Here is a 12,091-nt window from a genome sequence, read left to right on the forward strand (position 1 = left end):
GGTGATGAAATTGGCTAGGGAAAAAATAAATGAAAATATTGGTTCTCAATACAGGATCAAGTAGTCTCAAAAGTTGTCTCTACGACTTAGGAAGCCAATTGCCTGACAATCCACCAGAGCCAATTTGGGAAGCAATGATCGATTGGTCAAAGCATACGGGCTATGCGGAAATTACCGTTAAACTGCATCAGGAAAAGAATATACAGGAAGAAGTCGTTGCTAATTCGCGTACTGAAATTATTCAACGAATGTTGGCAACATTGTGGGAAGGGGAAACCGCAGTTATTCATAGTCCTTCGGAAATTGATGTGATTGGACATCGGGTGGTGCATGGAGGAAATAAATATCAGCAAAGCATTTTAATTGATGCTGAAGTAAAACAGACGATCACCGAGTTAGCCGTATTTGCACCAGTCCATAATCCCGTCAACTTAGAAGGCATCGAAACCACCGAGAAAATATTTGTCAATGTTCCGCAAATCGCTGTATTTGATACAGCTTTCCATGCTCATTTAGAACCTGCGGCTTATACCTACGCTATTCCCATGAAATATACCCATCAGGGAATCAGACGCTATGGATTTCACGGAATTAGCCATCAATATTGCCGCGATCGCGCTGCAAAGCTGCTCAATCGCCCAGTTACCGACCTCAGGTTGATTACTTGTCACATCGGTAATGGCTGTTCTTTAGCCGCCATTCGGAATGGACTTAGCATTGATACGACGATGGGATTTACTCCCCTTGAGGGCTTGGTGATGGGTAGTCGATCAGGTTCCATTGATGCGGGTATTCTCATTCATTTATTACGTCAGCCAGATATGGATGTGGAAAAGCTCGATCGCTTACTCAATCGCGAATCTGGTTTGTTAGGAATTTCAGGGCTTTCGCCAGACTTGCGCCCCATTCTTCAAGCGATCGCTGAGGGTAATTCACAAGCGCAATTAGCCTTTGATGTTTACGTGCATAGCCTGCGATCGCATATTGGCTCAATGATCGCGAGTTTAGGTGGCTTAGATGCTCTAGTTTTTACGGCTGGCGTAGGCGAAAACTCGCCTGAAGTGAGAGCGGCAGCTTGTCAAAACTTTGAATTTTTAGGGCTTCAGCTAGATCATCTCAAAAATCAACAAAGGGGTAGGGATGTTGACATTGCTACGGAGGAATCAAAGGTGAGGGTGCTAGTAATTCATACCCAAGAAGATTGGCAGATTGCCTGCGAGTGCCATGGATACCGCCAAAGCCCAAAATAGATGCAGCGATCGCGTTGCATCTAGGCTATTACCAGCCCCAAGTACCGACTTCGCCCTTAAACGGACCCACAATATCTGAGGTAATCCAACCTCCGTAAAAGTCACCAGATTGGGGCGTGATTAGTTCCTCATTGACATAGCAAGCCTCCATGAGGCTACCGTAAAAGCTTAGCGAATCTTGAATCTCCACAAAACTAGGTGTCGGGATAGAATATCGCCAAGCCGCATTTTGGATATATTTATCCGCGATCGCCACATCATAATATTGGCTAATACCTTTCCATTCGCAGCGAGTGCGGCGAGATGTCTCGACCAGATATTCCATTTTGATATCTTCTATAGGAATGTAATAGCAAGGCGGATGGCTAGTTTCCAGTACTCGCTTAGCTTGTGTCGTCTCGGCTAGCAACACACCATTACAAATGATGCGAATATGCTTGTCAGTATCCTGCCAAATGGCGGGACGGGGATAGTCCCAAACCGATTCTTGTCCTGCTTGTGGTTCGATTCTTTGCAGCATTGTATTTATTTATCTTTAAGATTTTGCATTATCATTTTGCCCTATGCAAAATGATAATGCTATGTAGCAATTCTAAATCCTGCATGTTGGTAAAAGTTGGGGCGAAACCAATTGCGATAGTAGGGAAAAGCTTCTGTTCCACTGGTAATCCATGAGCCGCCAGCCATCATATTATGCTTTGTATCGAAATATGGTGCGGAATAATTTTCATAGAGATAATGGGGTTGGTAGCCATTTAGAGGCGTTAAATGATTGCTCAGCCATTCCCAAACATTACCACGCAGATCGTAGAGAGCCGATGGACTCTTAGCTGATTCGAGATATCCTACGGGACTAGGAGAAGCAAATTTTAAATTGAGATTGAATCCAGAATTTTCTTCAGCCTGTGATGAGATTAGCTCAGTCCCATAAGTCGCCAGCTGGTATTCTGCTTCAGTCATGAGGCGAATGTTACTTCCTTTCCATTGACAATAGGCGATCGCTTCATGATGATTAACTTCCACAGGAAAATCAAAGGGCATCGCGATTTCATCAAACATGGCGCGATATTTATAGCCATCAGTATCAGGAATCCAGAATTTAGGATGCTTGATCTGATGCTGCACTTTCCAAGCCCATGCTGAATCATGCCAATAGTTTTGATTTTCGTAGCCGCCATCTTTGACAAAATCGAGAAATTCGGCATTGGTAATTAAATATTTACTAGCTTGAAATGTCTCTACATTCACAGTGCGATCGCCATATTCGATATCCCAGCCATAGATATTTGAGTCTTGGGGCTTACCAAAGCGCACCATTCCTCCTGCAACTTCAACCATTTCATTGGGTTTGGTATAGCCATTCGCGGGGGCATATTCCCAAGTTTGAGGACGTTGCAAATTATTCATAGGTAATTGGCGAATCAACATCGAAGAGGTTTCAATATGAATATACTGATGTTCGATCGCCATCATTAACGCCCAAAGCGGATGCTCTTGATTAATAGGCAAAGCGATCGCTAAATTATGGATAAATTCGCTGATTCGGTCATAGACTTGCTGACGATATGCCCAAACTTCTATCACATCAGCTTGACGCAGATTATCAAAGATAATCTCAATTTCATCGGGCTTTTCGGGATCGACTCCAATTTCAAAGAGGCTCTCAAAATGGGGATTGATGCGTTCTGTAATTAATCCGACTCGGACTAATTTGTTGATGTAAAAGACTGCCGAATGTCCTAAATAGAAAATCAATAAATTGCGTAAAGGATCAGGATTGAGATAGAAGGTTTCGGGACTAATTAAGCTTTTCAGCAGTTGATCTTCGATTTGCCAAGCCTGTTGGCAATAGGCAAGAATATCTTGGCGATCGCAATGGTGGAGATTAGGTGGGTGCATAGATTTTCCTAATTAAAATATTTTTTAAAGTGGTGAGAAGCATCACTTTAAAGTCATCTAGAGAACTTGACAAAGTACTAAGCCAAACCATTGTTGAGGATCTGTCCAGATTTTGATGGTTTCTAAACCTTGCGATCGCAACTGTACTTGCATTTTCTCTAAATCAAACTTACGCGAAATCTCCGTAAGAATGCTTTCACCTGATTGAAACTGCACCTTGAGATCGAGAATATCTAGGGATGCTTGATGATCGGCTTGAGCGTGCAGATACATTTCAATTTGATGATCGATTTCGTTATAAATGGCTTGATGTTTAAATAGATTTAAATCAAAATTGCCTTGAAAGCGCCAGTTCAAATGAGCAAGCATATTCAAATTAAAAGCAGCAGTTACTTCCTGACTATCGTTATAAGCGGCTTCGAGAATATCTTTGGGCTTTTGCAAATCAATTCCCAATAGAAAATAATCACCTTGAGTTAAAGCGTGGGAAACCTTATTTAAGAATTCATTGGATTCTACTGCGTTAAAGTTGCCAATGGAACTACCTAAAAAGAAAATCATCCGCGATCGCGAGTGATTTTTGCCCAGATAAAGTAAAGCTTCATCGTAAGTGCCAATTAAGCCCTCAATGGTGAGATCGGGATATTTTTCTTGTAAATGTAATACTGTCGTCTTGAGAATACCACCACTAACATCAATGGGAATATAACTAAAGGCATCGGGTATTGATGTTATTAGGGAATTCGCTACTTTTTGATAGGCGTTTAGTAAATAATGGGTCTTAGTAGAACTACCGCTACCTAATTCCACTAACTCACAGGAACCTGTAATAGCGGCAATTTCGTCAGCATATTGATTTAATATCCATGCTTCTGTTCGGGTTGGATAATATTCGGGAAGTTCGCAAATTTGCTCAAATAATTCCGATCCATGATCATCGTAAAAATATTTGGGAGAAAGGGTTTTGAGAGTTCCCGTTAATCCCTGCACCACATCATGCCCATCCTTCTCAAAGGTTTGATTTATGTCTGCATTATGTTGATGCAAAATTTTTAAATGTTTAATTGTCATGGTCGGCTTAATTCCTATGGTTGATGTAAATACGATGAATAAACTTGTTTGGATGAATACGGTTAACCCCAAAGAGAGTTACGGTGCAAAGCACCGTAACTCTCTTTGAGATTTATTTTGGGGTTTAACATAAAGGACGGGGGCTATCTAAATTTCGGGTGGATTAAGTCTTGCCATGACCCATGTTACATAAGTACCCACAGGACTCCATAGCAAATATGGCACTAAGAGCCATCCTGCCAAGCTGGAAACTTGCCAAACCTGAGCGGTTAAAATTACTCCCAATATAAAACCGATCGCTCCCACGATCGCGCCAACCCTTACATTTCGTAAACGGGTCATTACTGGGGTATAGGCTAAAATCGCAATCTCGACAAGCCCATAACTCGCCATGAGCAACCATGTGCTAATGGTTGCTGGTTGCGCTTCCCAGAGGAAAGCCGCCGAGGTAATTCCGCAAATAAAAATCGCGATCCAAATAAAAGGAATTGCTTTTTCAAAGGTCAGCCATCGCGGACGACGCAAGCGCATAAACCATTTATAGTCCGCAGGAAAGAGTTTGTTCAGGGCAAAGCCAATTACAAAGCAGATTACCGCGATCGCCAACCAAGCAATAATCATGATGTTTCCTGATTGGCGATCGAACAGCGTTCATCACAAGCTTTGAGGCGTTGCTCACGTTCGGCGACAATGGTTTTTAGATCAGCACGACCTGTAAGTAAGAGTCGATAGTCTGCCCAAATTCCATAGAGAAAATCGGCTAGCCATCCGACTAGAGGCAACTTGGTAATTGCATAAATCCAGCCAATGCCGAGGATGTCATAGGTTTGGCGAAATACTTCCACATTTTGAATAATTGTGCCATCGGGTAGGATTGCATGAATGCGTCCCATGGCGGCGACAAAGTCAATATCCGCATTGTCCGCAGCGTCATAATCATCGGTGGCGATATCCACAAATTTAATCAACCCGCGATCGCCATCTTTGCGCTTTAAGAAGTTGACTTCGCGTACACAAAGAGGGCAAGCGCCATCAAAAAGCAATTTGATTTTCCAAGTTGAGCTAGTGCGATCAGGAATTTTTGGGAGCGTCTGCGAAGATGTCATTTTCATAAGCTGATGATTTGGCTATTTCTATTTTATCTCGATTTTTATGGGGATAAAATAGGAACAGCCTGACTTCAACTTGCTATTGCCATTCGCGATCAAACCTTTCCCAAAGGCTAAGTAATCTTGGCTCGATCGCGGAATCTAGCAACACTGCCGCAACTACGGAACGAATTTTTAATAAATCACTAAAACTAGCCCGAATAAAAATTTTGCCAGAGGCTACGCACTTCTCAAGGGAAGATCGCCCAAACATGACATCTTTTAGGGCATTTCCCTTACTCTCAAAGGAATTCTCGACATCAGGATCGGCAGCACTGATTTTAAGCTGGAGATCTTCACCATTTTCGGCTGCCACATACAAGCGAGTATCATCGATCGCAATGGTTGCCGACTTCCCCGCCGCAATCCGAACCATCGCTAACCATGTGTCACCTTGGCGATCGCGCAAAATTTCCATCAATTCTAGTAGCAAGGCAGAGAGTAATTCAGCACGAGATGAAGCTGAGGCAGAAAGGGGCATAATGGCTAGAACATTTTAAAAATCTGCCAAGATTATAGTGTTAAGAGGATTGCTCAAAGCAAAAAATCTTTTTACCACCAGAATTGAATTAAACAGGCTTGTTAGTGCATTGATTTAAAACTTGGTGCGCGTGCTGAGTGCAGCAACCGCAGTGCGTACCTAGCATCGTGACTTCTGATAGCTTAGCGATCGAAGAAACTCCATTACCAACAGCCTTTTGAATGTCTTTTTCAGTTACAGCATGACAGATACAAACGTACATGTGCGTATTAACTCTTTTAAAAATTAATTGATTTTATTGCGAGTAATTGTCATTATTCTGTATGGTGATAAATTAGTCAAGTACAGTATTGTTTTTCTGTATGTATAAATTACGGATTTACGTTCTTGCCCCAGTATAAAAATAGACATTAAAACCCAAGGATTAGCGTTGTGGCGCGAAGCGCCGCAACGCTAATCCTTGGATGGGTAGCTACTAGATGGTAATGACTATGTAGGCAAAACACCAGATTGTAGGGTTTAGGAATATAAAATTTTAGGAATAAGCCTCTAGAGATTCTTTCTATAATTGAGAATTACTATTGAAAACTGCTATAAATAAGCTAAGGTCATTCAGTAAATTAGGATAGTTGGCAATGCAAGGCAACTTAGATGTAAAGCGTCAGCTTAATGAAGCTCTTAAGACACAACTGACAGCGATTAATCAATATTTTCTCCATGCGCGGATGTGCAAAAACTGGGGATTAAATCAACTCAACGATCGCGAATATCGCTACTCCATCAAAGCCATGAAACAGGCTGATGATCTGATCGAGCGCGTGCTTTTTTTGGAAGGACTACCCAATTTACAAAATTTGGGTAAGTTGTTGATTGGTGAGAATGTGCCTGAGTTATTGAACAACGATCTGACTCTATGTACAGAAATACGTGATGGACTGCAATCAGCCGTGGTCACCTGCGAAACAGAGCAGGATTTTGTTAGCCGTGACTTATTTGCCAAACTAGTAGAAGAGACGGAAGAACAAATTGACTGGCTAGAATCGCAAATTTGGCTAATTGAGAATGCGGGTTTACCCAATTTCTTGCAGTCAATGATTTAGCTTTTGGGAAAATTGATGGAATATGTCATCAATTCTGGAACGATTACTTTAGAAATTAATTGAGGAATATTATGAAAGGTAGTGAGAAAGTCTTGCAACAATTGTCTAAGTTGTTGTGTGGAGAATTAGCAGCGCGAGATCAGTACTTTACTCACTCACGGATGTATTTGGACTGGGGGCTGAATAAGCTATACGAGCGCATTAACCATGAGATGCAGGATGAAACTCAACATGCTGCTTTATTGATCGAGCGTATTCTATTTCTAGGTGGTACTCCCGATCTATCCCAACAGGATGGACTCAATATTGGGAAAACTGTCCCAGAGATGTTGCAGAATGATTTGAATTATGAGTACAAGGTGATTGGCGATCTTAAGGAAGCGATCGCTATCTGTGAGAGCGAACAGGATTATCACAGCCGCAAGATTTTGCTTGGTATTCTCTCTGATACGGAAGAAGATCATGCCTATTGGCTAGAGAAGCAACTCAAATTGATCGAGCAACTAGGATTGCAAAATTATTTGCAATCACAAGCTTAAGATTAGAGAAGGGCAGCACTGAGTGTTGCCCTTTTGTTTAGTTTTCGGGTAAGAAGATTGATGAAAAAAGGTGGGGTCATCGATAAAACTGAGTTCTACCGTGCGATCGCCTTATTTTGGAGTTGTTATCTAAACAGAATATTCAACCTCATTGTTTAGGAATTACTAAATCAGGATGTCCGAGTCATCCGCTATATATTTTGGGAAGTAAACAACCTAGCGTTTATCAATAATTCATGATTTGGAGATCACTTGTGATACCCCCAGAGGGAATCGAAGAGAAGAAGTTGAAATGGGATTTTTACAATATTTAATATGTTTATAGATTGGTAAAGATATTATTTAAAGACTTGACAAACACTTTCATCAGGGGATGTCCATGTTTATATGAATAATCTAAATTCATATAAGTAAACGATCAAAGGGTATTGTTGTTAATTTCTTCGTTAAACCCTAGCAATGTTAGTTAAATCAATGCTGAAACTTTGCTCCTGCCCGCTGTCTATTTTTTTGAGTCTCGCTGGTTTATTTATTCCAAGTTTAGCGATCGCCAATCAAAAACAAGCGATCGTCAATGTGCCGCCCGATTCGAGATTGAGTTGCGATGATGCGATCTCCAATGTCAAAGACGATCTCACCCAAAGAGGCTTTTTCGTTCCTTGGAAATCACCACGCGGTGGTATGGGTAATCCACAAGTAAAGATTGACAAAAACACCATTCAGAACGGCTATTACGGTTATCCTTCAGACCGAACTGAGCGCGTTATATTTGTACTAGGTGAAATATCCAATCTATATAGTTCGCCGAAACTGATGGCTACATTGGCTTCGCAGATTATGGCTGATTGCAACAATGTTGGTATGGTTAGCTTTGCTTATTGGATCGAAGGATCGGCAAATGTTGGGTTCTTCTCTGATAACACGGCGAGAACTTTCATTAATATTTTCGCGGTTCAATCCCCCGAAGAGCAAGTGAAACTGGAAGCGACTTACAGCAGAAGAGTACAGACCCCCAATGGTGTAATTTCTCAATATCAATGGGGTTTTGATTCCACACTATAGTGATTACCAGAAAAATGAAAAATCTTCCAATTTTAACGATTCTTGCTTTAGGAGCCATTACTCTGACCGCTAAGCCAGTTTTAGCTGCTGGCTCGGTAATGTACCGAGAAGTTAAATCCAACAACCTCTTTGAATGCTCAACTAATCAGCAAATCGAACACATTTGGACTGGCGGCAATAGTACTAGCTACGGCTCAACCCACACGCTAATTTGTTTGGATGGCGATCGCAAAGCGAAATGGGTGATGACTTCTAAAATCACTTGTCAATCACGCAATATTAAACTTAAAGAATGCCCAACTTGGTTTAATAACGAACATACTCAAAATGAACCTAATCAGTTTCCAATTAAAGGTTCTTTTAGCAAACTTGGAGATACAGGCAATACATATTTGTACAATCCACAAAAAACGGGCATCGGCACAAATTGTAAAATCTTCAGCGAGACATCTAAATACGGTTCTGTATCCTACAACTGGACTTGTGAGAAATATGCTTCTTACGAAAATCTAACAATCAACACCAAAGGATTGGAAGATTTTCAATCGACTGGCGGACTTTTTCGGAAATATGGCAAAATCCCATCTCAATTTCAACTGGAGACACCTGAAGAACCTAACTGTAATCGCAATCAGTCGAATACCACTTGTTCGCAAGATTACCCTGCATTGGGAGGCGATCGCGGCAAACTCGATCCGAGAATTTACATCGATTGTCGTGGCGATGCTAAATTTTGCGACTGGTACTACAGTCCCCAACCTTTTGAGTAAAGCATCACTTGTCTACCTAACATTCATTAAAAGGAGAACTCTAATGAAACCAAGTAATGCGATTGTTCTGAAATTCCTAGGTATATCCGCAGTAATTACAGCAGGTACGATATCGACTTTTGTTACCCCTGCCAATGCCGACCCTTGCGCCGATTACAAGCTGAATTTAGATAGAGGGTATGTTTATAATTGCGGACAACAATACCGAAAAATGATTGTTGACGATCCAACGGGAACGCCATTAAACGTGAGAGATTCACCAAATGGTTCAATTAACCGTACCCTTAATAATGGGACAGTAATCTGGACAAATATTACAAGGAGTAATAAGGAATTTGGCTATGATTCCCAATGGGTTTATGTGGGCAACATGTACTGCGATTTTACTTGCTTCATAAATCGTGGCGTTGTTTATGCTCCTTATCTCATTCCCGCCAATCCTTAGTTTTAGTACCTAGGCAATTTTATATTCTTTCATCAATATCTGAACATACTTTTTGTCAACTTCTGATATTGTTTTGAGTTTATCTTAATTTCAGTAAATTCTAATATTGCATAATTATTGAGAGAAATTGTTCTTTTATAATATTGATTATCCTAATGCTCTTAAGTTGGTAGCAGTTTTATGACACTTCAAAATCTAGAGCCACAACTACTTGCCCTAACCCCCAATGAAAAAGCACAGGCAATTCAGATATTAGTCCAGAGTTTAAGCAGCCCTTGGAGGGGAATTGAGAAAACGCCCAATGTCTGTGGAGGTGATGCTTGCGTAGCTAGAACCCGCATTCCTGTATGGGTATTAGTTAATGCGCGTAACTTAGGTATTAGCGAATCTCAACTTTTAAAAGATTATCCGACACTCTCAGCAACTGACCTCGCTAATGCTTGGGTTTATGCTACAGCCTATCCAGAAGAAATTGCACTCGCTATTAAGGAAAACGAAGAAGACTAATGGCACGTTTATATGCTGATGAACAGTTTCCTTTTGAGGTCGTAGAACATTTACGGAATTTTAGGCATGATATTCTCACCGTTCAAGAAGCAGGAAATGCTAACTTAAAAATCCCTGACGATCAAGTTCTTACCTTTGCTAGTGATAACGAACGATTAGTTTTAACCTTAAATCGAAAGGATTTTAAGCGATTGCATCGACTTTTTCCAACCCATGCAGGAATTGTTATTTGTACAGATGACTTGAACCGACTTGCCTTAGCACAACGCATTCATGAAGCTCTGTTGAAAGAATACCCGTTTTCAGGGAAATTAATTAGTGTGGTGCGCCCCGCCAAGTAATCACAAATTAGAGAATCGTATACGCAAATTCAAGGCGATCGCTTGTTTTTGCCTGCCACCCATCTCTTCAAGTTCTGCAATATAGCAATCTCTAACTACAACTTTTGTCTTAGCACCTCAAAACTGTCACTGAGATCGGCGATCGCGATCGCTTCCTGTTCACCAGATTCTAACCATTTGATTTGGACTTGCCCTGCTTCGATTTCGCTATCACCGATGACCACAGCAGCTTTTGCATTGGCATTACTAGCCCGTTTGAATTGTTTGTCAAACTTCGCACCACTGACATCGAGTTCCACTGTAAATCCTGCCTTACGAAGAATTTGAGCAATGGATAGAGACTTAGCTTCCGCTTGTTCGCCTCGTGAAATGACATAGAAATCGATCGCCGCTTGTTTTTGTTCGGCAACCTGTTGCATGAGAATGACCAGACGCTCTAAGCCGATCGCCCAACCTACCGCAGGCACATCCGCGCCACCAAGTTCTGCAATCAAGCGATCGTAACGTCCACCACCACAGACTGCCGATTGTGCGCCCAATTGATTGGACTGAATTTCAAAAGCGGTACGAGTATAGTAGTCTAAGCCACGCACCAGACGCGGATTGATGCGATAGGAAATCTGCAAATCCGTTAATAGGCTTTGGACTTGCTCAAAATGCTGTTGGGACTCAGGGCTTAAATAATCGAGAATGCTCGGTGCATCTTGAGAAATTTCTTGAGTGCGCTTGTCTTTGCTATCGAGAATTCTTAAAGGATTGCGCGTGAGGCGATCGCGAGAATCAGCATCAATTTCTTCCACAAAAGGCGTGAAATAGTCCACCAGTGCTTGACGATAGGCAACCCGATCTTCAGCACTGCCCACCGAGTTGAGATCAACTACAAGATCAGTTAAACCCACAGCTTGCAAAAAATCACTAGCGATCGCGATCGCTTCCGCATCCGCACGCGGATCGGCACTACCTAATACTTCGATCCCTAATTGGTGAAATTGACGCTGGCGACCTGCTTGGGGACGTTCATAGCGAAACATTGCACCCATGTACCAGAGACGCTGCACACCACCTTGAGCAAATAATTTATTCTCGATATAGGATCGCGCCACACCAGCCGTGCCTTCAGGTCGCAAAGTCAGAGAGCGATCGCCGCGATCGTTAAAGGTGTACATTTCCTTGCCAACAATATCTGTGGCTTCACCGATGCCCCGCGCAAACAACTCAGTTGCTTCAAAAAGAGGCGTGCGAATCTCGGTATAGGCGGCTTGGCTAAGGATTTGACGCGCAGTTGTCTCTAACTGCTGCCAGTAATAAATTTCGGGAGCGAGAATATCGCGAGTGCCGCGGGTGACCTGTAATGAAGACATGGATGCAAATAACTTCGGTGATGTTGTTGAAAAGTATAGAGATCTTAGACAATCAAGCCCAAATTGGTATGAATAAGCATAACTCACTATTAGTTAAAAACCAAAAGCCTATGGCAA

Annotated in this window: 16 protein-coding genes; 8 read left to right on the top strand and 8 right to left on the bottom strand. The window is 41.8% G+C overall.

Annotation, left to right across the window (positions count from 1 at the left end; genetic code table 11):
* Nucleotides 1-29: 29 nt before the first annotated feature.
* On the top strand, nucleotides 30-1,250 hold the full coding sequence (locus H6F42_RS10415) for an acetate kinase (protein WP_190399291.1): 1,221 nt from the start codon (nucleotides 30-32) through the stop codon (nucleotides 1,248-1,250).
* A gap of 28 nt (nucleotides 1,251-1,278) precedes the next feature.
* Here the strand turns inward: H6F42_RS10415 and H6F42_RS10420 are convergent, their stop codons facing one another.
* From H6F42_RS10420 to H6F42_RS10450, 7 genes are all read right to left on the bottom strand, one after another.
* The gene (locus H6F42_RS10420; RefSeq protein ID WP_190399292.1) at nucleotides 1,279-1,770 is read right to left on the bottom strand and encodes a DUF427 domain-containing protein; all 492 of its coding nucleotides are present in this window, start codon (nucleotides 1,768-1,770) and stop codon (nucleotides 1,279-1,281) included.
* 59 nt (nucleotides 1,771-1,829) lie between these two features.
* The gene (gene ovoA / locus H6F42_RS10425; RefSeq protein ID WP_190399293.1) at nucleotides 1,830-3,149 is read right to left on the bottom strand and encodes a 5-histidylcysteine sulfoxide synthase; all 1,320 of its coding nucleotides are present in this window, start codon (nucleotides 3,147-3,149) and stop codon (nucleotides 1,830-1,832) included.
* A gap of 57 nt (nucleotides 3,150-3,206) precedes the next feature.
* Nucleotides 3,207-4,220, bottom strand: a complete 1,014-nt coding sequence (gene egtD, locus H6F42_RS10430) for an L-histidine N(alpha)-methyltransferase (protein WP_190399294.1) — start codon at nucleotides 4,218-4,220, stop codon at nucleotides 3,207-3,209.
* Nucleotides 4,221-4,367: 147 nt separating this feature from the next.
* Nucleotides 4,368-4,841, bottom strand: a complete 474-nt coding sequence (locus H6F42_RS10435; protein ID WP_190399295.1) for a tryptophan-rich sensory protein — start codon at nucleotides 4,839-4,841, stop codon at nucleotides 4,368-4,370.
* Entirely contained in the window at nucleotides 4,838-5,332 is a 495-nt protein-coding gene (locus H6F42_RS10440) for a DUF393 domain-containing protein (RefSeq protein ID WP_190399296.1), read from the bottom strand. Before H6F42_RS10440 ends, H6F42_RS10435 begins: the two co-directional genes overlap by 4 nt.
* 76 nt (nucleotides 5,333-5,408) lie before the next feature.
* Nucleotides 5,409-5,849 carry a hypothetical protein gene (locus H6F42_RS10445; protein WP_190399297.1) on the bottom strand — a complete coding sequence of 147 codons (441 nt, stop codon included), beginning with the start codon at nucleotides 5,847-5,849 and terminating at the stop codon, nucleotides 5,409-5,411.
* 88 nt (nucleotides 5,850-5,937) lie between these two features.
* Nucleotides 5,938-6,111 (bottom strand): (2Fe-2S)-binding protein, encoded by a 174-nt coding sequence (locus tag H6F42_RS10450; RefSeq protein WP_190399298.1) that lies wholly within the window; start codon nucleotides 6,109-6,111, stop codon nucleotides 5,938-5,940.
* Between the two features lie 373 nt (nucleotides 6,112-6,484).
* On the opposite strand from H6F42_RS10450, the gene bfr (H6F42_RS10455) reads away from it, so the two are divergent.
* The 7 genes from bfr (H6F42_RS10455) (at nucleotide 6,485) to H6F42_RS10485 (ending at nucleotide 10,613) form a co-directional block, all read left to right on the top strand.
* Nucleotides 6,485-6,949, top strand: a complete 465-nt coding sequence (gene bfr, locus H6F42_RS10455) for a bacterioferritin (protein ID WP_190399299.1) — start codon at nucleotides 6,485-6,487, stop codon at nucleotides 6,947-6,949.
* A 71-nt stretch (nucleotides 6,950-7,020) separates the two neighbouring features.
* Nucleotides 7,021-7,488 (top strand): bacterioferritin, encoded by a 468-nt coding sequence (gene bfr, locus H6F42_RS10460; protein WP_190399300.1) that lies wholly within the window; start codon nucleotides 7,021-7,023, stop codon nucleotides 7,486-7,488.
* 510 nt (nucleotides 7,489-7,998) lie between these two features.
* Nucleotides 7,999-8,550 (top strand): hypothetical protein, encoded by a 552-nt coding sequence (locus H6F42_RS10465; RefSeq protein ID WP_190399301.1) that lies wholly within the window; start codon nucleotides 7,999-8,001, stop codon nucleotides 8,548-8,550.
* Nucleotides 8,551-8,564: 14 nt separating this feature from the next.
* Nucleotides 8,565-9,320, top strand: a complete 756-nt coding sequence (locus H6F42_RS10470; protein WP_190399302.1) for a hypothetical protein — start codon at nucleotides 8,565-8,567, stop codon at nucleotides 9,318-9,320.
* A gap of 211 nt (nucleotides 9,321-9,531) precedes the next feature.
* A complete protein-coding gene (locus tag H6F42_RS10475) occupies nucleotides 9,532-9,765 on the top strand; it encodes a hypothetical protein (RefSeq protein WP_190399303.1) in 234 nt (77 codons plus the stop codon).
* Between the two features lie 180 nt (nucleotides 9,766-9,945).
* Nucleotides 9,946-10,272, top strand: coding sequence for a DUF433 domain-containing protein (locus H6F42_RS10480; RefSeq protein WP_190399304.1), 327 nt, complete (start codon nucleotides 9,946-9,948; stop codon nucleotides 10,270-10,272).
* Nucleotides 10,272-10,613, top strand: coding sequence for a DUF5615 family PIN-like protein (locus H6F42_RS10485; protein WP_190399305.1), 342 nt, complete (start codon nucleotides 10,272-10,274; stop codon nucleotides 10,611-10,613). The genes H6F42_RS10480 and H6F42_RS10485 overlap by 1 nt, the downstream gene beginning before the upstream one ends.
* Nucleotides 10,614-10,708: 95 nt before the next feature.
* Here the strand turns inward: H6F42_RS10485 and hisS are convergent, their stop codons facing one another.
* The gene (gene hisS, locus H6F42_RS10490; RefSeq protein WP_190399306.1) at nucleotides 10,709-11,974 is read right to left on the bottom strand and encodes a histidine--tRNA ligase; all 1,266 of its coding nucleotides are present in this window, start codon (nucleotides 11,972-11,974) and stop codon (nucleotides 10,709-10,711) included.
* Nucleotides 11,975-12,091: the final 117 nt, after the last annotated feature.

Source organism: Pseudanabaena sp. FACHB-1998, assembly GCF_014696355.1.
GTDB lineage: Bacteria > Cyanobacteriota > Cyanobacteriia > Pseudanabaenales > Pseudanabaenaceae > Pseudanabaena.